A 23,537-nucleotide genomic window follows, 5' to 3' on the forward strand; every position below is an offset into this window, starting at 1 on the left:
AGTCTCGTCGTTATCAGTATGAATATGGCGGGATCTGGCCCCGCTATGCGCCGCAAGCAGCGCGCATGTCGGCGGCCAGCGCCTCCACGGTCTGCGGCTGCAAGTCCCAGGCGCACATGAAACGGCAGCCGCCCGCGCCGATAAAGGTGTAGAAGCGCCAGCCTTTTGCGCGCAGCGCCTCGATCGCCGGTAGCGGCAGCTCGGCGAAGACCGCATTGGATTGCGTCGGGAACATGATGCGCACGCCCGGGATCTCGCGGATGCGCTGCTGCAGCAATTGCGCCATCGCATTGGCATGGCGCGCGTTGGCAAGCCACACGTCGTTCTCGAGCAGGCCCAGCCACGGCGCCGAGATAAAGCGCATCTTCGACGCCAGTTGCCCGGCCTGCTTGACGCGGTAGGCAAAGTCCTCGGCCAGGCGGCGGTCGAAGAACACCACCGCCTCGCCCACCGGCAGGCCGTTCTTGGTGCCACCGAAGCACAGCACGTCGACGCCGGCGCGCCAGGTGATCTCGGAAGGATGCACGCCCAGCGACGCCACCGCGTTGGCAAAGCGCGCGCCGTCCATGTGCACGCGCAGCTGGCGGCGCTTGGCGATCGCGGCGATGGCGCGCACCTCTTCGACGCTGTAGACGGTGCCGACTTCGGTCGACTGCGTCAGCGACACCACCTTGGGCTTGGGGTAATGGATGTCGGCGCGGCGCGTGACCAGCGCCTCGACCGCGTCGGGGGTGAGCTTGCCGTGCTCGCCCGGTGCGGTCAGCAGCTTGGAGCCGTTGGAGAAGAACTCCGGCCCGCCGCATTCGTCGGTCTCGATGTGCGCCAGTTCGTGGCAGATCACCGAGTGGTACGACTGGCACAGCGCCGACAGCGCCAGCGAGTTGGCCGCCGTGCCGTTGAACACGAAGAACACTTCGCAATCGGTCTGGAACAGGTCGCGGATCCGGTCGCAGACCTTCTGCGTCCAGCTGTCGTCGCCATAGGCCTGCTCGTGGCCGCTGCCGTTGGCTTCCAGGAAATACTTGAGCGATTCCGGGCAGAAGCCGGCGTAGTTGTCGGAGGCGAAGTGCTGCATGGTGTTCAGTGTGGAGCGGCCTGGCGCCTTACTTCTTGTCGGCCCACAGCTCGCCGCCGGTGGCCCAGTTCTCACGCTTGATGTCGGTAATGATGATGTCGACCGCCGACGGCGAGCAGCCCAGCGTTTCGCAGCTGACGCGGGTCACTTCCTCGACAAACTTGCGCTTCTGCTCGATGGTGCGGCCTTCAAACATTTCGACGTGGAAAGTCGGCATACATTGCTCCTGTGCTTGATTGATTGTTGTGGTCCGGGCGGGGACGGCGCTTGCCTTCAGTCCCGGTAGGAAGGATCGATTCTATCCAGTTTGCGCAGCAGCGCGGGCCATTCCAGCACGCCTTCGACCGCGCCATCGTCATAGAGCTGCGCCGAGGTCTTGTCCGCCACGGCGGCGTCGGGCTGCACCAGCGCGCCGCCCGCCTGCGCCGCGATCTGGATTTCGCAGGCCTTGATCAGCGTCGCCATCAGCACATAGGCTTCGGCCACGGTGCGGCCCACCGTCAGCGTGCCGTGGTTGCGCAACAGCATGGCCGGATGCGTGCCCAGCGATGCGGTCAGGCGCGCACCCTCGGCCGGGGTGAAGGCCAGGCCCTCGTAGTCGTGGCAGGCGATGCGGCCGTGGAAACGCATGGCATGCTGCGACAGCGGCAGCAGTCCCGCCGCCTGCGCCGACACCGCGATGCCGGCGGTGTTATGCAGGTGCATCACGCACATCGCGTCGGCGCGCGCGGCATGCACCGCGGCGTGCAGCGCGAAGCCAGTCACGTTGACCGGATGCACCGTCTCGCCGACGACCTCGCCGCGGCAGTTGATCTTGACCAGGTCGCTGGCGCGGATCTCGTCGAAGGCAAAGCCGAACGGGTTGATCAGGAAGTGATCCGGCTCGCCCGGCACCGTGGCCGAGATGTGCGTGTAGATCAGGTCATCCCAGCGCTCGCGCGCGGCCAGGCGATAGGCCGCGGCCAGGTCGACGCGCACGCGCTGCTCTTCGGCTGAGACAGGATGGGAAGCGCCCGCGGCACGCGCGGGCTGCAAGGCAAATGACATGGGGTCGCTCCTGCGCCGTCCGGCCTGGCGTGCCGGGTACGGCCCGGCCTTCTGTGCCGCGCCGCGGGACCGCGATGCCGGCAGAGCCGGCCGCAACCTCTCGCGCGGCGCGCCGGACGGCAAAGGCGATACTTTAGCGCACCTTGGCGCCCGGGCCCGGGCTGGTCAAGCCGCCGACAGCGGCCACGCGCGCCGCATCCAGGCGAACACCAGCGCGCCCAGCGCCAGTGCCGCGGCGGCGCACGCCAGCGAACCGGCGAAGCCGCCGCTGCGCGCCACCAGCGCGGTCGCCAGCGGCGGGCCGGCGATCTGGCCGAGTCCGTAGGATGCGGTCATCAGGCCCATCAGCCGCGGTGCCCGCGGCCCCCACAGCCGCCGCGCCTCGCGCATCGCGAACGCCACCAGCGCCGTGAACGGCAGGCCCGCCAGCAGGCTGCTGAGGGCAAAACCGGCCACGCTCGGCAACACCACCGCGATCGCCACGCCCAGCGCCTGCATGCCGTACAGCAGCGCCAGCAGCTTGCGGTTGTCGTGCGCCATGCCGACCCGCGTCGCCAGGAACGCGCCCACCGCCACGCCCGCGCCAAAGATCGGCCAGAACAGGTCGGCCCACACCGTGCCGGGCAGCGCTGCGCGCGCGATCACCGGCAGGAAGGTCGCGGTGATGATGTAGCCGAAGCCGGCCAGGCCGTAGGCCAGGGTCAGCATCCAGGCCTCGGCATCGAGCCGCGCCGTGCCGCTATCGGGGTCGGTATTGATGTCGGTATCGGTCTCGGCGGCCCTCGCAGACGGCACCGCTGGCGCGACCGCGGCCGGCGCGACAAAAATCCGCCAGACCGCCGCCACCAGCACCACCGCCAGCGCGGCGAAGGCGAGCCAGCCATGGTCCGCATGCCAGCCCGCACCGACCATGCCGGATACGCCCAGCCCGGTGACCACGATGCCCAGGCCCGGGCCGCAGAAGATCAGCCCGGCCAGCTCCGGCCTGCCCAGTTCGGCCAGTCGCTGCAGGCACCAGGCGGCGGTATAGACCATCGCCACGGCGCTGGCCACGCCCGCGCCGGCGCGCCACAGCGACCACGCCGGCATGCCGCCCGGCAGGGCCATGCCCAGCGTCAGCACTGCCGTGGCCACCAGGCCCCAGCGCACCATGCGCACCGCATCGGGCTGTATAAACATGCAGACCGCGGCGCCGGCGAAATAGCCGATGTAGTTTACCGTGGCCAGCCACCCGCCCTGTTCCAGCGTGACGGTGCCGTCATGCAACATCATCGGCAGCAGCGGCGTGAAGGCGAAGCGGCCGATGCCCATCACCACCGCCAGCGACACCAGGCCCGCCAGCGCCACCGCGAACGGGCCGGCGGCATGGCCCGGCAGGGACGCGGCCGCTACGCACGCGGCAGGGGGCTTGGACTCCAGGCTGTGCGGGGTCGGCATGATGGTGGCTGGGGGCAGCGGTTGCATTGCGATCCCTGTATGCTACGCTGCCATCATCATCCCGAAAAATGAATTATCAAGATGTCATGCATCTTGGATTCAGATACATAACGCCGGAGCCTCGCCATGGACCTTGCCGCGCTCGAAATTTTCCGTGCCGTCGTCGAAGCCGGCGGCATCACCCGCGCGGCCGAGCGGCTGCACCGGGTGCAATCCAATGTCACCACCCGCATCCGCCAGCTGGAGCAGTCGCTGGGCGTCGACCTGTTCGTGCGCGACGGGCGGCGCATGGTGCTGACGCCGTCGGGCCAGACCCTGTTCGACTACGCCTGCCGCATCCTGACCCTGACTGAAGAAGCGCGCCACGCGGTGTTGCCGGCGCGGCCGCACGGCCGGCTGCGCATAGCCTCGATGGAAAGCACCGCAGCGAGCCGCCTGCCCCAGGTGCTGGCCGCGTATCACCAGGCCTGGCCCGAGGTGCAGCTGGAACTGGTGACTCTGGCAACGCGGCAGGCGTTCGACGCGCTGGCTCGCTTCGAGGTCGACTGCGCCTTCGTCGCCGAGCCGCTGGCCGATCCGGCGCTGCACGCGGTGCCGGTGTTCGAGGAAGAGCTGGTGGTGATCACGCGCGAGCACCATCGCCCGGTGCGCGGCGCGGCCGACCTGGAGGTGCCGACGCTGCTGGCGTTCGAGCCGGGATGTAACTACCGCGCGCGGCTCGAAACCTGGTACGGCAGCGGCCCGGCGCCGACCCCGCGCGTGCTGCAGCTCAGCTCCTACCATGCCATCGTCGCCTGCGTCGCGGCCGGCATTGGCGCGGCGATCGTGCCGCGCTCCGTGCTGGGCCTGTACCGCGACCTGCCCGCCATCCGGCAGCACAGCCTGGGCGCGGCGGGCCGGGTGCGCACGCTGCTCGCGTGGCAGCCGTCGATGGCCAGCGCCGCGCTGCATGCGCTGGTCGAGGCCCTGCCCGAACTCACGCCCGCGCCACCCGGCTCGGCCGGGCCCGAACTCGCGGCGGCCTGAGCGCGCGGGGCCAGCGGGGCCGCGTGCAAGATGTGCCCGGTGGCCTACACTTGAAGTGGCGCCACCACGGCACCTGCGTGCCCTGCTCCTGCCATGAACCCTGCCTCCGCGTTGCTGCGGGCCTTCCGGCTGCTGTCCAGCCTGGCGCTGGCATGCTGCGCGCTTGCCTTCGGCGGCAGCGGCGCCGCGGCCCCGCCGGCGGGCACGGCCACGGCCACCGCGCCGGTGTACGTGATCCCCCTGAAAGGCGCGGTCAGCCCGGCCAGCGCCAGCTTTATCCTGCGCGGCATGGCGCGCGCGCGCGAAGCCGGCGCCCAACTGGTGGTGCTGGAAATGGACACCCCCGGCGGGCTGGATGCGTCGATGCGCGACATCATTCAGGCGATCCTGGCCTCGCCGGTGCCGGTGGCCAGCTATGTCTCTCCCGGCGGCGCGCGCGCGGCCAGCGCCGGCACGTACATCCTTTATGCCAGCCATATCGCAGCCATGGCGCCGGGCACCAACCTGGGCGCGGCGACGCCGGTGCAGGTCGGCATCGGCGGCCCGCAGAAGCCCGACGCCCTGCCCGGCGCCAGCCCCGCCTCGGCCCCGGCCAGCGCGCCCGCGGCGGGCGACACCATGGCGCGCAAGCAGATGCATGACGCCTCGGCCTATATCCGCGGCCTGGCGCAGCTGCGCGGGCGCAACGCCGAATGGGCCGAGCGCGCGGTGCGCGAATCAGTCAGCCTGTCGGCCGACGAGGCGCTGGCGCAGCGCGTTATCGATGTGGTCGCGGCCGACCTGCCCGCGCTGCTGCGCCAGCTCGACGGGCGCAAGCTGACCACCGCAGGCGGCAAGGCCAGCACGCTGCAGACGCGCAACGCCCCGTCGGTGACGCTGGAGCCGGACTGGCGCAACCGCTTCCTGGCCGTGATCACCGAGCCAAGCGTGGCGCTGTTGCTGATGATGATCGGCATCTACGCGCTGATCTTCGAGTTCTCCACGCCTGGCATGGTGGTGCCCGGCATCGTCGGCGCGATCTGCCTGCTGCTGGCGCTGTTCGCGCTGCACATGCTGCCGGTCAACTACGCCGGGCTGGCGCTGGTGGCGCTCGGCATCGGCTGCATGGTGGCGGAGCTGTTCCTGCCCACCTTCGGCGCGCTGGGCGTCGGCGGCATCATCGCCTTCGCCTTCGGCGCGGTGATGCTGATCGATACCGACGTGCCGGGCTTTGGCGTGCCGCTGCCGATGGTGGCGGCGCTGTCGGCACTATCGGCGGTGTTCGTGTTCGGCATGTCGGCGATGCTGGTGCGCTCGCGCAAGCGGCCGGTGGTCAGCGGTGCCGACACGCTGGTCGGCAGCCGCGGCGAGCTGCTCGACGACCTGCGCGAGGAAGGCTGGGCCACGGTGCGCGGCGAGACCTGGCGCGTGCGCAGCGCCACCCCGCTGGCACGCGGCACGCCCGTGCTGGTCACCGCGCGCAACGGCCTGCTGCTCGAAGTGGTTGCCGCCGGCGGCGCCGCGCTGGCCCCCTCGCCCTCATCCCAACCGACGCCAGACAAGGGAGCCTGACCATGGCCTACGGATTCAGCTTCGGCGGTGTGATTTTCCTGCTGGCACTGCTGATCATCATGGCGTTCCGCGTGCTGCGCGAGTACGAACGCGGCGTGGTGTTCATGCTCGGGCGGTTCTGGAAGGTCAAGGGGCCCGGCCTGGTGCTGCTGATTCCGGCGGTGCAGCAGATGGTCAGGGTAGACCTGCGCACGGTGGTGATGGACGTGCCGCCGCAGGACGTGATTTCGCGCGACAACGTCTCGGTCAAGGTCAATGCAGTGGTGTATTTCCGCGTGGTCGATCCCGAACGCGCCATCATCCAGGTGGCGAACTTCCTTGAAGCCACCAGCCAGCTGGCGCAGACCACGCTGCGCTCGGTGCTGGGCAAGCATGAGCTGGACGAGATGCTGGCCGAGCGCGAGAAGCTCAACCTCGACATCCAGCAGGCGCTGGACGCGCAGACCGACGGCTGGGGCATCAAGGTCTCCAACGTCGAGATCAAGCATGTCGACCTGAACGAGAACATGATCCGCGCGATCGCGCGGCAGGCCGAGGCCGAACGCGAGCGGCGCGCCAAGGTGATCCATGCCGAAGGCGAACTGCAGGCCTCGGAGAAGCTGCTGGAAGCGGCGCAGATGCTGGCGCGGCAGCCGCAGGCGATGCAGCTGCGCTACATGCAGACGCTGACGCAGATCGCGGGGGACAAGAGCTCGACCATCGTGTTTCCGCTGCCGATCGATTTATTGACGACGCTGGGCGGCGGCAAGGGAACGCCGGAAAAGTAAAAAGCAGGAAGGGCGCCGGGGCGCCCTTCCTGCTTTTATGACAACGTGGCCTCGACCAATTGTGTACTCCCTCTCCCGCAAGCGGGAGAGGGGAGCAAACCCTTAGCCGTTCAGACCTTGCCAGCGACCCACTCGCTGACACCCGCCAGCGCCTGCGGCAGCTTGGCCGGTTCGGTGCCGCCGGCCTGCGCCATGTCCGGGCGGCCGCCGCCCTTGCCGCCCACCTGCTGGGCGACAAAGTTGACCAGCTCGCCGGCCTTGACCTTGCCGGTGGCATCGGCGGTAACGCCCGCGATCAGGCTGACCTTGCCGTCGGCGACCGCGCCCAGCACGATGGCGGCGCTCTGCAGCTTGTCCTTGAGCTTGTCCATGGTCTCGCGCAGGGTCTTCACGTCGGCGCCGTCCAGCTGCGCGGCCAGCACCTTCAGGCCCTTGACGTCGACCGCCTGCGCCGCCAGCTCATCGCCCTGCGAGGCGGCCAGCTTGCTCTTCAGGCGCTCCAGTTCCTTTTCCAGCGCGCGCACCTGCTCCTGCACCTGGCCGATGCGCGGCACCAGCTCCGACGGTTGCGCCTTCAGCACGGCGGCGGCTTCGTTCAGCCTGGCGTCCAGGCCCTGCAGGTAGTGCAGCGCGTTGTCGCCGGTGATGGCTTCGACGCGGCGGATGCCGGCGGCCACACCGCCTTCCATCACGATCTTGAACAGGCCGATATCGCCGGTGCGGTGCACGTGGGTGCCGCCGCACAGTTCCTTCGAGGTGCCGATCGACAGCACGCGCACGTCGTCGGCGTACTTCTCGCCGAACAGCGCCATGGCGCCGCTCTTGACCGCGTCGTCGAACGGCATGACCTCGGCGTGCGTGTCTTCGTTGCGCAGGATCTCGGCGTTGACGATCTCTTCGACCTGGCGGATCTGCGCGTCGGTCAGCGCGGCGTTGTGCGAGAAGTCGAAGCGGGTCTTGTCCGCATCGACCAGCGAGCCCTTCTGCTGCACGTGGCTGCCCAGCACTTCGCGCAGCGCCTTGTGCATCAGGTGGGTGGCCGAGTGGTTGCGCACGGTGCGCGCACGGCGCAGCGCGTCGACCTGCGCCGACACGGCATCGCCCACCTTGAGTGCGCCGCCCGCCAGCATGCCCTGGTGGCCGAACACGTCGGCCTGGATCTTGGTGGTGTCGGCCACGGCGAAGGTGGCATTGCCGGCCTGCAGCACGCCCTGGTCGCCGGCCTGGCCACCGGACTCGGCGTAGAACGGCGTGTTGTCGAGCACCACGACGCCGGTCTGGCCGGCCTGCATGGTCTCGACCGCGGCGCCATCCACATATAGCGCGGTGACCCTGGCCTGCGGCAGCTCCAGCTTCTCGTAGCCGTGGAATACGGTCTTGTCGCCGGCGTACTCCAGGCCGGCGGCCATCTTGAACTTGCCGGCGGCACGCGCCTGCTCGCGCTGGCGGTTCATGGCGGCGTCGAAGGCAGCCTCGTCCACGCCGATTTCCTGCTCGCGGCACACGTCCTGAGTCAGGTCCAGCGGGAAGCCGAAGGTATCGTGCAGCTTGAAGGCGAGCTCACCGTCCAGCGTCTTGCCGCCCTTGAGCTTGAGCTCGGCCAGCGCGGCGTCGAGGATGGCCATGCCGTTCTCGATGGTCTCGAAGAAGCGCTCTTCCTCGGCCTTCAGCACTTCGGTCACGCGCGACTGCGCCTCGGCCAGCTCCGGATAGGCCTGGCCCATCTGCTCGACCAGGTCCGGCACCAGCTTGTGGAAGAACGGGGTCTTCTGGCCCAGCTTGTAGCCATGGCGGATGGCGCGGCGGATGATCCGGCGCAGCACGTAGCCGCGGCCTTCGTTGCCGGGGATCACGCCGTCGACGATCAGGAACGCGCACGCGCGGATATGGTCGGCGATGACCTTCAGCGAGTTCTGGTTCAGGTTGTCGATATGGGTCTCGCGCGCGGCGGCCTTGATCAGCGCCTGGAACAGGTCGATCTCGTAGTTGCTGTGCACGTGCTGCAGCACCGCGGCAATGCGCTCCAGGCCCATGCCGGTGTCGACGCACGGCTTGGGCAGCGGCGTCATGTTGCCCTGCTCGTCGCGGTTGAACTGCATGAACACCAGGTTCCAGACCTCGATGTAGCGGTCGCCGTCTTCCTCCGGCGATCCCGGCGGGCCGCCCCATACGTCCGGGCCGTGGTCGTAGAAGATTTCAGAGCACGGGCCGCACGGGCCGGTGTCGGCCATCTGCCAGAAGTTGTCCGAGGCGTAGCGAGCGCCCTTGTTGTCGCCGATGCGCACGATGCGCCCGGCCGGCACGCCGACTTCTTTGGCCCAGATGTCGTAGGCCTCGTCGTCTTCCGCATAGACCGTGACCCACAGCTTTTCGGCCGGCAGCTGGTAGGTCTTGGTCAGCAGTTCCCATGCGTACTGGATCGCTTCGCGCTTGAAGTAGTCGCCAAACGAGAAGTTGCCCAGCATCTCGAAGAACGTATGGTGGCGAGCCGTGTAGCCCACGTTCTCGAGGTCGTTGTGCTTGCCGCCGGCGCGCACCGAGCGCTGTGCCGAGGTGGCGCGGCTGTAGGGGCGCTTGTCGGTGCCGAGGAACACGTCCTTGAACTGCACCATGCCGGAATTGGTGAACAGCAGCGTCGGGTCGTTCGCCGGCACCAGGCTGGACGAGCGGACCACGGTATGGCCCTTCGATTCGAAGAACTGCAGGAACTTGCTGCGAATGTCTGAGACTTTCATGGGATGGCGGACGCTTGCCCCGGCGTGGCCGGGCGCGACGAATCAGTATGGGATTTGCAAACCGTTGATTATACGGGCAAGGCAGGCCGTCGGGCAGGTCGGCCACGGCGCCCGGGAAGCGGCCGGCTATCGCCCTGAATCCCACTGTCGCGAGATAAGCATAAATCACTTATAGCGGCAGCGGCGATGGGCCGGTGGTACAGTGCAGCCAACCCGCGTCGCCCCGTTTCCGGGGCGTGCCGACTAGCCGAATTCCGGATCCGATCCCCGCCTTACCTCTGCCTCGAATACCGCCATGGGAGCCTTAAGCCATCTCCGCGTCCTCGACCTGACCCGCGTCCTCGCCGGGCCGTGGTGCGCCCAGAACCTTGCCGACTTCGGCGCCGACGTGATCAAGATCGAGCGCCCCGGCGCCGGCGACGACACCCGCACCTGGGGCCCGCCCTGGCTCAAGGACGAAGACGGCCGCGACACCGCCGAGGCCGCCTACTACCTGGCCGCCAACCGCAACAAGCGCTCGGTCACCTGCGACATCAGCACGCCCGAGGGCCAGCAGATCGTGCGCGACCTGGCTGCGCAGAGCGACGTGGTGCTGGAGAACTACAAGGTCGGCCAGCTGAAGAAATATGGCCTGGACTACGACTCGCTGAAGCAGGTCAAGCCGGACCTGGTCTACTGCTCGGTCACCGGCTTCGGCCAGACCGGCCCGTACGCCGCGCGCCCGGGCTACGACTTCATCATCCAGGGCATGGGCGGCTTCATGAGCCTGACCGGCGAGCGCGACGATCTGCCCGGCGGCGGCCCGCAGAAGGCCGGCGTGGCGATTTCCGACCTGATGACGGGCCAGTACGCCACCATCGCCGTGCTGGCGGCACTCGCCCACCGCGACCGCACCGGCGAGGGCCAGTACATCGACATGGCGCTGCTGGACGTGCAGGTGGCGATGCTCGCCAACATGAACACGAATTACCTCGCCAGCGGCGAGGCGCCGCGCCGCTGGGGCAACGCGCACCCCAACATCGTCCCCTACCAGACCTTCCAGGCAGCCGACGGCTGGATCATCGTCGCGGTGGGCAACGACGGGCAGTTCCGCAAGTTCGTCACCGACGGCGGCCGTCCCGAGCTGGCGGACGACCCGCGCTTTGCCAGGAACCCGCAGCGCGTGGCCAATCGCGACGTGCTGGTGCCGATCCTGGCCGAGATGGTGCGCCCGCGCACGCGCGCCCAGTGGATCCGCGACCTGGAAGCCGCGGGCGTGCCGTGCGGCCCGATCAACACGCTCGACGACGTGTTCGAGGACGACCAGGTCAAGGCGCGCGGCCTGCGCGTAGACCTGCCCCACCCGAGCGCGGGCGAGGTCAAGCTGGTCGGCAGCCCGATCAAGATGAGCGCGACGCCGCCGCAGGCGCTGCGCCACCCGCCGCTGCTGGGCGAGCACACCGACACGGTGCTGGCGCAGACCCTGGGTTACAGCGCCGGGCAGATCGCCGCACTTCGCGCAAGGGGTGTGCTGTAAGATTCTCCTCCTGTCCGCGGCAGGCTGGCCCGCCGTGGTGCTTTCCGGAAGTTCAGTTCCCGCTGAAGTACTTTCGCCCGGCCCGCGCCAGCGCGCGCGCCTGCGCAAAAGCAAAGGAGAACCCATGCTGACCGACGCCATCCTGGCCTTCCTGCATTTCCTTGCGATCTTCGTCCTGATCACGCTGATGGCCGCCGAGGCCGTGGCACTGCGCCCGGACCTGACCCCGGCCACGGTGCGGCGCCTGTCGCTGTACGACCTGTTCTATTTCCTGTCGGCGATGCTGGCGCTGGCCACCGGCCTGCTGCGCCTGTTCTACGGCGCCAAGGGCGTCGACTTCTACCTGCACAACCCGTGGTTCCACGCCAAGATGGGCGTGTTCGTGCTGATCGCGCTGTGCTCGCTGCCGCCGACCCTCGCCATCGCGCGCTGGCGCAAGCAGGCCCGCCGGCTGCCCGATTACGTGCCGCCGCCGTCCGAGATCAAGGCGGCGCGGCGCTGGGTCATGATCGAATCGCACCTGGTGATCCTGCTGCCGCTGTGCGCCGTGATGATGGCGCGCGGCATCGGGGCCCGCTGAGAATCCCTATCCCTCCTGTCCTCCGCAACATGCTGAAGAAACTGCTTGCCGCCGCGCTGACCGCGGCGCTGATACCCGCCGCCGCCGTGGCGGCCACCAATGCCTACCCCACCAAGCCCGTGCGCTTCGTGGTGCCCTATCCCGCCGGCGGCCCGCTCGACACCGTGGCGCGCGCCATCGGCGACAAGCTGCGCGACAGCCTGGGCCAGCCCGTGGTGGTGGAAAACAAGCCGGGCGCCGGCGGCAACCTGGGCGCGGACTACGTCGCCAAGCAGCCCGCCGACGGCTACACCATCGTCATGGGCGCGGTGGCCACGCACGCGATCAACCCGACGCTGTTCAGCAAGATGCCGTACGACCCCGTGAAAGACTTCGCGCCGATAACGCTGGTCGCCGACGTGCCCAACGTACTGGTGATGCACCCGGGCAAGGCCGCCGAACTGCAGATCAACAACGTGCGCGACCTGGTCGCCTACGCGCGCAAGAACCCCGGCAAGCTGGACTACGCCTCGGGCGGCAATGGCAGCGCCGGGCACCTGTCGGGCGAGCTGTTCAAGAGCATGGCGAAAGTCAGCATGGTCCATATTCCGTACAACGGCGCGTCGCCGGCGCAGCTGTCGGTGCTGTCGGGCCAGACCGACCTGATCTTCGACAACCTGGCCTCGGCCTCGGCCAATATCAAGGCGGGCAAGCTCAAGGCGTTCGCCGTCACCACCGCCGGCCGCGCCGCGTCCTTCCCGGATTTGCCGACTATTGCCGAGGCCGGCAAGGGACTGGGGCTGGAAGGCTTCGACATCTCGACGTGGTTCGGCGTGTTCGCGCCGGCCAACACGCCGCGCGAGATCGTGGAAAAGCTGAACCACGAGATCGTGGCGATCCTGAAGACCGACGACATGAAGGCCCGCCTGGCCCGCATCGGCGCCCAGCCGGCGCCGACCACGCCGGAGCAGTTCGCGGCGCTGATCCAGAAGGAACTGAAGAAGTATGCGCAGATCGTAAAGGTGTCTGGGGCGAAGGTCGACTGACCCCCAAACAGCGAGAGGAAGAGCGGTTTTGGGTGCTCCCAAGCCGCCCGAGCTAGCCTTAGCAAGGTGTTCTCCCTCTCCCCTCACGGGGAGAGGGTCGGGGTGAGGGGCGGTTTGGCGAGGTACCACACCGAGCGAAGCCTTCGGTTTTCTACACCTTAGGCTTCGGCTAGCGCCCGCCCTCACCCCCGCCCCTCTCCCGCAAGCGGGAGAGGGAAGCAAACCGGCAGGGATTACACAGCTTCGCGGCTCTCGCCCCCCTTGCGCCGCCGCCCCCACAGCTTCCCGCCCGAATCCCCCTCCAGCCGCGGCAGCAGCAGCCCCACCTGCACGATCTGCGCGCCTTCCATGCGCGTCACCGTCAGCGGCAGCCCGGCGATCTCGACGCTGTCGCCTTCCACCGGCGGCGACGTGAACGCGCGCTGCATCGCGCTTTCCAGTGTCAACGGCTCCTCGTCAGCGGTCAGTTCGCGCGTGCCATAGAGCGCAGCCACGTCGCGCAGCGGCGCGTCGCCCGACAGCAGGAAATCGTGCGAGACCTGTTCCCAGGTAGGCGCCCGGCCCGGCGTCTGGAACAGCGCCGACAGCAGCGGCAACGAAACCGTCGGCCCAAGCACGCAGACCGCGTCGCCGGCGCGCAATACCGTCTGTCCGGGCTCTGCCAGCGCGTCATCGCGGGCCACCGTCATCAGCCGGCAGCGCGGCGGCAGCTCCAGCTGGTCGGCGCGGACGTTCTCTACCGGGGCGTTGGGGCCGACCTCGAACTGCATCACTTCCAGGATCGGCGCGCGCGTGCCGCGCAGGCGCGAACGCGCCAGCGGCTCGGGGTAGCCAGGGCGCAGCACCCGCGCCAGCCGCGCGGCCACCGACACCGTGGTGCCCTGAAACAGCAGGCTGGCCAGCACCACCGCAAAGGCTATGCGGAACAGCAGGCCCGACTGCGGCACCTCGCGCAGCAGCGGGAACAGCGCCAGCACGATCGGCACCGCGCCGCGCAGTCCCATCCAGGCGATAAAGCCGGTCTCGCGGGCATTGAAGCGGAACGGCAGCAGCGCCAGCCATACCGCCACCGGCCGCGCCACCAGCATCAGGAAGGCCGCCACCGCCACCGCCGGGCCGGCGACTTCCCAGATCCGGTGCGGCGACACCAGCAAGCCCAGCAGCAGGAACATGGCCGACTGCGCCAGCCACGCCATGCCGTCCATGGCGCGCATGGTGTCGGCGGTGACGGCGCGCTCGCGGTTGCCGATCAGCATGCCGGTCAGGTACACCGCCAGGAAGCCGCTGCCGCCGGCACTCTGCACGATGGCAAAGACCATCGCGCCGCCCGAGCACAGCAGGATCGACTGCAACCCTTCGGCCACGCGCGTGCGCTCCAGCACATTGGCCAGGCAATAGCCAAGCCCGAGCCCCAGCACGCCGCCCACGCCGAACTGCACCAGCAGGCGCAGCACCAGGTCCAGCGGCGTCAGGCCGCCGGGCGCGGTCAGCCATTCGATCAGCGTCAGCGTCAGGAAGATCGCCATCGGGTCATTGATGCCGGATTCGATCTCGAGCACGCTCGCGACCCGGTCCTTGAGCCGGATGCCGCTACTGTGGAGCGTCGAGAACACCGCGGCGGCATCGGTCGAGCCGACGATGGCCCCCAGCAGCAGCCCCAGCCGCCAGTCGATGCCCAGCAGCCAGGCGGCGAATATCCCGACCAGCGCGGCGGTTACCAGCACCCCGACCGTGGCCAGAGACAGAGACGGCTTGAGCGCCACGCGAAAGGTGGCGAAGCGGGTGCGCAGCCCGCCGTCGAGCAGGATGATGGCCAGCGCGAGGTTGCCCACCAGGAAGCTGAGCCAGGTGTCGGAGAAGCGGATGCCGCCGGGGCCGTCGACGCCGGCCAGCATGCCGACGGCCAGGAACACCAGCAGGACCGGCACGCCGAAGCGCGCCGAGAACGCGCCCAGCACGATGCCCAGCGACATCACGACGGCGCCGAGCAGGATGACATGGTCGATGCTTTCCAAAATGCTCCTTGTGTTGCCTGGGGATTTGGCTGCGGGAGCTTTCAGGACCTTTCGGAACCTTTCACAACCTTTCAGAACCCTACCGCCGCAGTGGCCCCGCGGCGCGCAAGACCGTTCCGGATGATAGCGCAGCGATCCCGGGCCTCGACCCGGGAACTGGCCTGCAGCCTGGCCCTGCGGCACTTTTAAGCGCGCTCTCACTAGGGGATACCCGAACCATGACCCCAATTGCAGACATCTGAAAGGTAGCTGAAAGGTCGCACCCTTACCTTCCACCCTGCCCGTCGGAAGGCCTCTGCAACACGCCGTTTTAATGCACCGCAACAAAGGCAGGAAAGAGGCCCGCCGCAGATTTCAAGCAGTCTTATCGAGGAGATTCACTTTGCGCATACGTAGCCAAAAGGACTTTGCCTCCGGCCTGATGTTCATCCTGGTCGGATTCGGCTTTTCCTGGGTCGCGCGCGGTTATTCCATGGGAACCGCCGCAAAAATGGGACCAGGATACTTCCCGTTCTGGCTCGGCATCGTGCTCGCCCTGCTGGGCGCGCTGGTGCTGTTCGGCTCGCTGTCGTCCAAGGCGGAAGAAGACAGCCTGGCCCGCTGGGACATCAAGACGCTGTTGTGGATCCTCGGTTCGGTGGTGCTGTTCGGCCTGCTGCTCAAGCCGCTGGGCATGGTGCTGTCGGTGCTGGTGCTGGTGCTGGTGTCGTCGATGGCCAGCCACGAGTTCAGCTGGAAGGGCGCCATCCTGAACGCCATCATCCTGGTGTTGATCAGCCTGGGCGCGTTCGTGTACGGCATCAACCTGCAGATGCCGGTGTGGCCGGCTTTCCTGGCAAGCTAAGGAGGCCGCCAACATGGAACTACTCACCAACCTGGGTCTGGGCTTCTCCACCGCCCTGACCTTCCAGAACCTCGCGTACGCCTTCCTGGGCTGCGTGCTGGGCACGCTGATCGGCGTGCTGCCGGGGCTGGGGCCGCTGGCCACCATCGCCATGCTGCTGCCGGTGACCTACACGCTGCCGCCGGTGGCCGCGCTGATCATGCTGGCCGGCATCTACTACGGCGCCCAGTACGGCGGCTCGACCACCGCCATCCTGGTGAACCTGCCCGGTGAATCGTCCTCGGTGGTGACCACCATCGATGGCTACCAGATGGCCAGGCGAGGGCGAGCGGGGGTGGCGCTGGCGACCGCGGGCCTGGGCTCGTTCTTCGCCGGCTGCGTCGCCACCATGATCCTGGCCGCGTTTGCCGCGCCGCTGTCGGAACTGGCGTTCAAGTTCGGCCCCGCCGAGTATTTCTCGCTGATGGTGCTGGGCCTGATCGGCGCCGTGGTGCTGGCCTCGGGTTCGCTGGTCAAGGCCATCGCCATGATCGTGCTGGGGCTGCTGCTGGGCCTGGTCGGCACCGACGTCAACTCGGGCGCCGCGCGCTTCTCGTTCGACGTGCCGGAACTGACCGACGGCCTGAACTTTGTCTCGGTGGCAATGGGTATCTTCGGCTTTGCTGAAATCATCGCCAACCTGGAGCAGAAGGAGCACCGCGAGACTTTCACCGACCACATCACCAACCTGTTCCCGACCAAGGAAGACTTCAAGCGCATGATCCCGGCCGTGCTGCGCGGCACCGCACTGGGCTCGGCGCTGGGCATCCTGCCGGGCGGCGGCGCCTCGCTGGCCTCGTTCGCGGCCTACTCGCTGGAGAAGAAGACCTCCAAGTATCCGCAGGAATTCGGCAAGGGCGCGATCGAAGGCGTGGCGGGTCCGGAATCGGCCAACAACGCGGCTTCGCAGACCTCGTTCATCCCGCTGCTGACGCTTGGCATTCCGCCCAACGCGGTGATGGCGCTGATGGTGGGGGCGATGACCATCCACAACATCCAGCCCGGCCCGCAGGTGATGACCAGCAACCCGGCGCTGTTCTGGGGCCTGATCGCCTCGATGTGGATCGGCAACCTGATGCTGATCGTGCTGAACCTGCCGCTGATCGGTATCTGGGTGAAGCTGCTGAAGGTGCCCTACCGCTACCTGTACCCGGCCATCCTGACGTTCTGCTGCATCGGCGTGTACTCGGTCCAGAACACCACCTTCGACGTGTTCCAGACCGCCGCCTTCGGCGTGGTGGGCTACCTGTTCATCAAGCTGCGCTGCGAACCGGCACCGCTGCTGCTCGGCTTCGTGCTGGGGCCGATGATGGAAGAAAACTTCCGCCGTTCGCTGCTGCTGTCGCGCGGTGACTTCAGCGTGTTCGTGACGCGCCCGCTGTCGATGGGCCTGCTGATCGCCGCCGCGGTGCTGGTCGTGATCGTGGCGCTGCCGTCGATCAAGGCCAAGCGCGAAGAAGCATTCCAGGAAGAATAAGCAGGGAACATCGCCGGCCTGACGCCGGCGGCAACAAGTCTAAAGGGCACCGCAAGGTGCCCTTTTTTTCGTCCGCCGTCCGCCCACCCGGCGCCGCTAGGCCCCGAACAGTTCGCTGCAGGCCGCCCGCACCGCCGCCGTGACCTGCCCGCGACCGTGGTCGCGCCGCTCCAGCATGCCGATCTGGCGCATCACCGGCTCGCCGTTGACCAGCAGCGGCAGCACGCGCAAGGCATCGTCGTCGCGCCAGCGCGCGCGCCGCAGCAGCGGCACCACGGTCACCCCCACTTCCTGGCGCACCAGTTCGACCAGCGCCTCGATCGCGTTCAGCTCCAGGAATTCATTGACCTTCAGGTGAGCGCGGCGCAGCGCGCGCTCCACCAGCACGCCGGTGCGCTGGCTGCGGTCGAAGCGCAGGTAGGGGTTGGCCGCCAGCGCCTCGCGCGCGTCGCGGCCCGGGCTGCCGCGCGCGGCGATGGCCACCAGCGGCTCCTGGTACAGCGGCGTCCAGCGCAGCGTGCCCGGCACGCGCGCCGCGCCTTCCACCAGGATGGCGGCGTCGAGTTCCCCGGCTTCCACCTGCGCCGCCAGCTCGATCGACTTGGCGCCGACCAGGCGCACGTCCAGCGCCGGATAGGTGCGTTTCATGCGCGCCACCGCGTGCGACAGGCCGCCCATCACGGACACCACCGCGCCCACCGCGACCGCGCCCGCCATGGCTTCGGCCGACGCCAGCGGCAGCCGCATCTCGTCATACAGCGCCAGCAGCTTGCGCGCCTGCGGCAGCAGCGCACGCCCATCCGCATTGAGCACAGCCACGCGGCCGTTGCGGTCGAACAGCTCACGGCGCAGCTCGGTCTCCAGCGCCCGCATCTGCAGGCTGACCGCGGCCTGGGTCAGCGCCACCTGTGCCGCGGCGGCGGCGAAGGAGCCATGCTCGGCCACGGCGACGAAGGTGCGAAGGAATCGGACAGTGCTCATGGTGCACACCAGGCAAATTAACGCCCTGTCGCCATGGCGTTCGGTACTTAAAAATTTCTTGCGACATTGAAAAGAAATATTAGCTTTCTTTGTGACCGGCGGCGCGGAATAATGAAGGCCGATCATCAATCGGCCCCTGCGCCTGATCTCGGAGACACCATGACATCCTGGCTGCGCCGCCTCGGCACCGGCCTCGGCATCGGCCTGTGCCTGGCCGCCACCCCCGCATTGGCCGACACCTACCCTAATAAGCCGATCCGCCTGCTCGTGCCCTTCCCCGCCAGCGGCGCGACCGACCTGCTGGCCCGCGCCATCGCGCAGAAGGTGGGCAGCAACATGGGCCAGCAGATCGTGGTCGACAACCGTCCCGGCGCCGGCGGCGCGATCGGCTCCGACATGGCCGCCAAGGCCGCGCCCGATGGCTATACGCTGCTGATCGCCACCACCAGCACGCATTCGATCGGGCCGCATATCAATCCCCGCTTGCCGTACCAGACCGAGACCGACTTCACGCCGGTGGGCCAGGTCGCGATCGCCACCAACGTGCTGGTGGTGCCCAACAGTCTGCCGGTGAAGAACGTGCGCGAACTGGTCGACTATGCCAAGAAGCATCCCGGCGAGCTGAACTACGCCTCGAGCGGCAATGGCACCGTGGTGCACCTGACCACCGAGGCGTTCAAGACGCAGGCGGGCGTATTCATCACCCACATCCCTTACCGCGGCACCGCGCTGGCCGTGCCTGACCTGATCTCGGGCAAGGTGCAGGTGCTGTTCGACAGCATCGTCTCGGGCCTGCCGCATGTGAAGGACGGCAAGCTCAAGGCGCTGGCGGTGACCAGCGCCAAACGCTCGCCGCTGGCGCCGGAAATCCCCACCGTCAGCGAATCGGGCCTGCCGGGCTTCGTCTCCGATACCTGGTTCGGCATCTATGGCCCCAAGGGCATGCCGGCGGATATCGTCAACCGCCTCAATGCCGAGTTCAACAAGGCCATCCAGTCGCCCGAGGTGAAGGAACGGCTGGCCAAGCTGGGCGCCGAACCGGTCGGCGGCACGCCCGCCCAGTTCGCCGCCATGGTGAAGCAGGACAGCGCGCGCTGGGGCAAGCTGATCAGGGATCGCAAGATCACGGCAGAATAAACACGCCACCGAGCGCCCCCGCGCGCACCGAGCACAAAGGACTTACCCATGCAGAATTTCAACTGGACCAACCCCTACCCGTCCGTGCGCATTCCGCTGTTTGCGCGCAACGTGGTCTCGACCTCGCACCCGCTGGCCGCGCAGGCCGGCCTGCGCATGCTGCTCAAGGGCGGCAATGCCGTCGATGCGGCCATCGCCGCGGCCGCCGCCATCACCATCGTCGAGCCGGTGTCGTGCGGCCTGGGCAGCGACGCCTTTGCCATCCTGTGGGATGGCAAGTCGCTGCATGGCCTGAACTCGTCGGGCGTGGCGCCGGCGGCATGGAGCCCGGAATACTTCAAGGCCAAATACGGCACCGACGCCAACGGCCTCGCCAACCGCCCGATCCGCGGCTGGGACTCGGTCACCGTGCCCGGCGTGGTCGCCGGCTGGGCCGCGCTGCACGAGCGTTTCGGCAAGCTGCCGTTCGCGGATTTGATGGAACCCGCGATCGAGATCGCCGAGCGCGGCTACGCCGTGCCGCCGGTGGTGGCGCACAAGTGGGCCGCCGCGGTGCCTGAACTGAAGGACCAGCCCGGCTACGCCGAGACCTTCATGCCCAACGGCCGCGCCCCCGCGGTGGGCGAGAAGTTCACCATGAAGGACGCCGCCGAGACCCTGCGCCAGATCGGCGCGACCCGCGGCCGCGCCTACTACGAAGGCGCGATCGCCGAGAAGATCGCCGCCTTCAGCAAGCAGTGCGGCGGCGCGATGACGCTCGACGACCTGCGCAACTACCAGCCCGACTGGGTCAAGCCCATCAGCAAGTCCTACCGCGGCTACGAACTGCACGAGATTCCGCCCAATGGCCAGGGCATCGCCGCGCTGATCGCGCTGGGCATCCTCGACCAGTTCGACCTGGCCTCGATCCCGGTGGATTCGGTCGATTCGCAGCACCTGCAGATCGAAGCCATGAAGCTGGCCTTCGCCGACCTGTACCAGTACGTGGCCGATCCGCGCAGCATGGAAGTCACGCCCGAACAAATGCTGGACGACGCCTACCTGAAGTCGCGCGCCAAACTGATCGACATGCAGCGCGCCACGCATTTCAACTTCGGCATGCCCAAGGTCGGCGGCACCATCTACCTGACCGCGGCGGACGAGAACGGCATGATGATCTCGTTCATCCAGTCGAACTACATGGGCTTCGGCTCGGGCGTGGTGGTGCCGGGCACCGGCATCAGCCTGCAGAACCGCGGCGTCGGCTTCTCGATGGATCCCAGGTCCGCCAACGTGGTCGCGGGCGGCAAGCGTCCGTTCCACACCATCATCCCGGCGTTCCTGACCAAGAACGGCCAGCCGGTGATGAGCTTCGGCGTGATGGGCGGCGACATGCAGCCGCAGGGCCACGTGCAGACCGTGGTGCGCATGCTGGACTACAACCAGCAGCCGCAGGCAGCCTGCTGCGCGCCGCGCTGGAAGGTCAACCGCGACTTCACGCTGGACGTGGAAGGCACCATGGACCCGGCCACGGTCGAGGGCCTGAAGGCGCGCGGCCACCAGCTCAAGTCGGTGGACGATCCGTACATGGACTTCGGCTCGGGCCAGTTTATCTGGCGAATGTCGGACGACGCCGAGCACGGCTACGTCGCCGCCAGCGACAGCCGGCGCGACGGGCAGGCGGTGGGGTTCTAAAGCAAAAAAAGGAGCGCGGTTTTCGGTGCTCCCAAGCCGCCCGAACTCGCCTGAGCAAGGTGTTCTCCCTCTCCCCTCATGGGGAGAGAGACCGGGGTGAGGGGTGGGCTAGCAAGGTACCAAACGGAGCGAAGCCTTCGGTTTTCACCCACGGGCGTCAGCCTTTGACGCTCCCGCCCTCTCCCCCGCCCCTCTCCCGCAAGCGGGCGAGGGGAGCTTGCTGCGACCCGCAGCGCGAGAACAAGGCCGAACCAACTGGCCCGCTCGCCACCCCGCCAATGGTCCATGGCCCGCCGGCCCGCTCTCCGTACACTGTGACGGAACATATCCGGAGCCCCGCCATGACCACCTACGCCTTCGTCGCCGCCGCGCTTGTGCGTTACATTGACGCTTTCACGCCCAGCCCCCCAACGCCCAGCCTGCCATGACCCCGCATGCCATCACCACGCTGGCCGAACTGGAAGCGCTCTACGCGCAACCGGCAGCGCCGTCGCTATCCAAGCAAGTCGATTACCTGCACCCGCACTACCAGGCCTTTATCGAAGCGGCGCCGTTCTGCCTGCTGTCGACGGTGGGCCAGGACTGGGCCGAATGCTCGCCGCGCGGCGACGCCCCCGGCTTCGTCCAGGTGCTGGACCCGCGCACGCTGCTGCTGCCGGACCGGCGCGGCAACAACCGCATCGACAGCCTGCGCAATATCGTTGCCGATCCGCGCGTGGGCCTGCTGTTCGTAATCCCCGGCATCAACGAGACCATCCGCGTCAACGGCACCGCGCAGATCAGCGTCGATCCCGCGCTGATCGCGCGCTGCGTGGTCGACGGCAAGGCCCCGACCACGGTGCTGGTGATCTCGGTGCAGGCCGTGTTCTTCCAGTGCGCGCGCGCGCTGATCCGCTCGCGCCTGTGGGCCGCGCAGTCGCAGGTCGCGCGCCAGTCGCTGCCCAGCAACGGCGAGATCCTGGCCACGCTGAGCGGCAACGCCATCGACGGCGCCGCCTATGACCGCGAGCTGCCCGAGCGGCAGCGCACCACGCTCTACTAGCGCGGCAGCCACTCCGGCGCGTGCGTGCCGAGCGGCTCGGACGGCAGCGTCCAACGCGCCGGGGTCTGCGACAGCTGCGCGGCGTGGCGCACCACCGTCAGCATGCCGAAGCCGGATGGCACCGCTTCGAGCAGGTCGGCGACGTCGTCGATCTTCTGCTCTGGCGCTTTGAGCCCGTCCGGCACGCGCCCCAGCCCGCGCAGCCACTGCCCCACCTGCGCCAGCGACACGCGCACCTGCCAGCTGCCTCCCTCCACCGCGCGCCGGTGCAGCGCGGCCATCGCGCCGAAGGCCAGCAGGTAGCCCGCGGCGTGGTCCAGCACCTGCGCCGGCAACGGCCGCGGCACGTCGCTGCCGGCGGCCTCCGCCTCGGCGTGGTTGAAGCCGGTGGCGGTCTGCACCAGCGAATCGAAGCCGCGCTTGTGCGCCCACGGCCCGACATGGCCATACGCGCTCAGCGACACATAGACGATGCCGGGACGGGCGCGCGCCGCAGCCTCCGGGCCCACGCCCAGTTCAGCCAGGCCGCCGGGCCGGTAGCCCTGCACCAGCACGTCGGCGCCGTGCAGCAGCTTGTGCAGCGTGCGCTTGTCGCCGGCATCGCGCAGGTCCAGTTGGCAGCTGCGCTTGCCGCGGCCGGTGTCGATCACCAGCGGTGCGATCGACGGCAGGTGCGGCGCGGTCACCAGCAGCACGTCGGCGCCATGCGCGGCCAGCGTGCGGCCCGCCACCGGGCCGGCGATGATGCGGGTGAAGTCGAGCACGCGCACGCCCGACAGCGGCTGCGCGTCCGCGGACACCGGCGCCGGCAGCGGCTGCGGCGGGGCGTCGCCGATCCGCTCCAGTGTTACCGGCGGCAGGCCGCGCAGGGCCGCGGCTTGCGGATGGCGGTCCCATTCGTCGAAGCTGCGCAGCGCAGCCACGACCAGGCCGGCGTCGGACGCGGCCGTTTCAAACGCCTCGGCTTCCCATTTTTCCAGCGCCGCCTGTACCGCGTCCTTGTCATAGGCGCATCCGAGCAGGCGCAGCACGCCGTCGCGGTGATGCGGGAAATTGGTGTGCAGGCGGACCCACTGGCCGTCGCCGCAACGGTAGATGCCGGCGATCCGGTCCCACAGCTCCGGTGCCGGGCCGCCGTCGACGCGCAGGTAGCGCTCGCTGCGGAACTCGGTCACGGCGTGGCGCATGTCGACGCCGACCTGCTGCCAGCGGCCGCTGCGGCCTTGCCACAGCGTGGCGGCGGCCAGCGCCGACGCGGCCAGGCTGGCCTGCGCCGCGGTACCCACGGCAAAGCTCGAAGGCAGCACCGGCTCGGCGCCATCCAGGCGCAGGTGGGCCAGCGCCCCGGCGGGCAGGCCGGCATCGCGCCACAGCGCGGCAACGACATCGTGGGGCATGGGCGGCACTTGTGCCGGAGCGGTGGGAGCGTTCATGGGCATTCCTGCTGCGATGGATGACTGTCGGCCGTGGCCGGCCGGCACGGGTCTCCATGCTACTCCGACACATCACTTTCAGTGCGCGCAACTTGTGCCGGCAACGGACAAGACCACAAATGAGCCTATGCTCACG

Annotated in this window: 19 protein-coding genes; 11 read left to right on the top strand and 8 right to left on the bottom strand. The window is 68.5% G+C overall.

Translation table 11 applies throughout. The annotated features are described in order from the left end of the window. Positions 1–43: 43 nt before the first annotated feature. From MKD50_RS04580 to MKD50_RS04595, 4 genes are all read right to left on the bottom strand, one after another. A complete protein-coding gene (locus tag MKD50_RS04580; RefSeq protein WP_115704169.1) occupies positions 44–1,075 on the bottom strand; it encodes a threonine aldolase family protein in 1,032 nt (343 codons plus the stop codon). A 28-nt stretch (positions 1,076–1,103) separates the two neighbouring features. After that, positions 1,104–1,292, bottom strand: a complete 189-nt coding sequence (locus MKD50_RS04585; protein WP_012353493.1) for a 4-oxalocrotonate tautomerase — start codon at positions 1,290–1,292, stop codon at positions 1,104–1,106. Between the two features lie 56 nt (positions 1,293–1,348). Then, positions 1,349–2,122 carry a class II aldolase/adducin family protein gene (locus MKD50_RS04590; protein WP_115704171.1) on the bottom strand — a complete coding sequence of 258 codons (774 nt, stop codon included), beginning with the start codon at positions 2,120–2,122 and terminating at the stop codon, positions 1,349–1,351. 165 nt (positions 2,123–2,287) lie between these two features. Next, positions 2,288–3,559: a YbfB/YjiJ family MFS transporter gene (locus MKD50_RS04595; protein WP_115704694.1), complete on the bottom strand. Its 1,272-nt coding sequence runs from the start codon at positions 3,557–3,559 to the stop codon at positions 2,288–2,290. Between the two features lie 126 nt (positions 3,560–3,685). Here MKD50_RS04595 and MKD50_RS04600 point away from each other — a divergent pair, with 126 nt between their 5' ends. From MKD50_RS04600 to MKD50_RS04610, 3 genes are all read left to right on the top strand, one after another. Beyond that, positions 3,686–4,585: a LysR family transcriptional regulator gene (locus tag MKD50_RS04600; RefSeq protein ID WP_240072432.1), complete on the top strand. Its 900-nt coding sequence runs from the start codon at positions 3,686–3,688 to the stop codon at positions 4,583–4,585. 93 nt (positions 4,586–4,678) lie between these two features. Further along, positions 4,679–6,136: an NfeD family protein gene (locus MKD50_RS04605; RefSeq protein WP_115704175.1), complete on the top strand. Its 1,458-nt coding sequence runs from the start codon at positions 4,679–4,681 to the stop codon at positions 6,134–6,136. Positions 6,137–6,138: 2 nt separating this feature from the next. Further along, positions 6,139–6,903 (top strand): slipin family protein, encoded by a 765-nt coding sequence (locus tag MKD50_RS04610; protein WP_115704177.1) that lies wholly within the window; start codon positions 6,139–6,141, stop codon positions 6,901–6,903. Between the two features lie 110 nt (positions 6,904–7,013). On the opposite strand, the gene alaS is transcribed toward MKD50_RS04610, so the two are convergent. Further along, on the bottom strand, positions 7,014–9,638 hold the full coding sequence (gene alaS, locus MKD50_RS04615; protein ID WP_252666525.1) for an alanine--tRNA ligase: 2,625 nt from the start codon (positions 9,636–9,638) through the stop codon (positions 7,014–7,016). A gap of 295 nt (positions 9,639–9,933) precedes the next feature. On the opposite strand from alaS, the gene MKD50_RS04620 reads away from it, so the two are divergent. The 3 genes from MKD50_RS04620 (at position 9,934) to MKD50_RS04630 (ending at position 12,759) form a co-directional block, all read left to right on the top strand. Further along, entirely contained in the window at positions 9,934–11,154 is a 1,221-nt protein-coding gene (locus MKD50_RS04620; RefSeq protein ID WP_115704181.1) for a CaiB/BaiF CoA transferase family protein, read from the top strand. Positions 11,155–11,278: 124 nt separating this feature from the next. After that, complete coding sequence (locus MKD50_RS04625) at positions 11,279–11,734, top strand: DUF2214 family protein (protein WP_018003889.1); 456 nt, start codon at positions 11,279–11,281, stop codon at positions 11,732–11,734. 29 nt (positions 11,735–11,763) lie between these two features. Beyond that, complete coding sequence (locus tag MKD50_RS04630) at positions 11,764–12,759, top strand: tripartite tricarboxylate transporter substrate binding protein (protein ID WP_240072435.1); 996 nt, start codon at positions 11,764–11,766, stop codon at positions 12,757–12,759. A 233-nt stretch (positions 12,760–12,992) separates the two neighbouring features. On the opposite strand, the gene MKD50_RS04635 is transcribed toward MKD50_RS04630, so the two are convergent. Further along, positions 12,993–14,774 (bottom strand): potassium/proton antiporter, encoded by a 1,782-nt coding sequence (locus tag MKD50_RS04635; protein ID WP_252666526.1) that lies wholly within the window; start codon positions 14,772–14,774, stop codon positions 12,993–12,995. 382 nt (positions 14,775–15,156) lie between these two features. Between MKD50_RS04635 and MKD50_RS04640 the strand changes: the two genes are divergently transcribed. Continuing rightward, positions 15,157–15,618, top strand: a complete 462-nt coding sequence (locus MKD50_RS04640; RefSeq protein ID WP_115704187.1) for a tripartite tricarboxylate transporter TctB family protein — start codon at positions 15,157–15,159, stop codon at positions 15,616–15,618. 13 nt (positions 15,619–15,631) lie between these two features. Then, a complete protein-coding gene (locus MKD50_RS04645; RefSeq protein ID WP_115704189.1) occupies positions 15,632–17,134 on the top strand; it encodes a tripartite tricarboxylate transporter permease in 1,503 nt (500 codons plus the stop codon). Between the two features lie 96 nt (positions 17,135–17,230). Here the strand turns inward: MKD50_RS04645 and MKD50_RS04650 are convergent, their stop codons facing one another. Next, positions 17,231–18,115, bottom strand: coding sequence for a LysR substrate-binding domain-containing protein (locus MKD50_RS04650; RefSeq protein ID WP_062801351.1), 885 nt, complete (start codon positions 18,113–18,115; stop codon positions 17,231–17,233). A gap of 159 nt (positions 18,116–18,274) precedes the next feature. Here MKD50_RS04650 and MKD50_RS04655 point away from each other — a divergent pair, with 159 nt between their 5' ends. The 3 genes from MKD50_RS04655 to MKD50_RS04665 all read left to right on the top strand — a co-directional run bounded on the left by MKD50_RS04655 (position 18,275) and on the right by MKD50_RS04665 (position 21,968). Then, positions 18,275–19,252, top strand: a complete 978-nt coding sequence (locus tag MKD50_RS04655) for a Bug family tripartite tricarboxylate transporter substrate binding protein (RefSeq protein WP_115704193.1) — start codon at positions 18,275–18,277, stop codon at positions 19,250–19,252. Positions 19,253–19,300: 48 nt separating this feature from the next. Then, positions 19,301–20,926 (top strand): gamma-glutamyltransferase, encoded by a 1,626-nt coding sequence (gene ggt, locus MKD50_RS04660; protein ID WP_115704195.1) that lies wholly within the window; start codon positions 19,301–19,303, stop codon positions 20,924–20,926. Positions 20,927–21,350: 424 nt separating this feature from the next. Further along, the gene (locus tag MKD50_RS04665; protein WP_115704197.1) at positions 21,351–21,968 is read left to right on the top strand and encodes a pyridoxamine 5'-phosphate oxidase family protein; all 618 of its coding nucleotides are present in this window, start codon (positions 21,351–21,353) and stop codon (positions 21,966–21,968) included. Here MKD50_RS04665 and MKD50_RS04670 read toward each other — a convergent pair. Continuing rightward, positions 21,965–23,401, bottom strand: coding sequence for a CoA transferase (locus MKD50_RS04670; protein WP_252666527.1), 1,437 nt, complete (start codon positions 23,399–23,401; stop codon positions 21,965–21,967). The genes MKD50_RS04665 and MKD50_RS04670 overlap by 4 nt on opposite strands. Positions 23,402–23,537 lie beyond the last annotated feature (136 nt).

Origin of the sequence: Cupriavidus mimosae (assembly GCF_023952485.1) — a bacterium.
Taxonomy (GTDB): domain Bacteria; phylum Pseudomonadota; class Gammaproteobacteria; order Burkholderiales; family Burkholderiaceae; genus Cupriavidus; species Cupriavidus taiwanensis_C.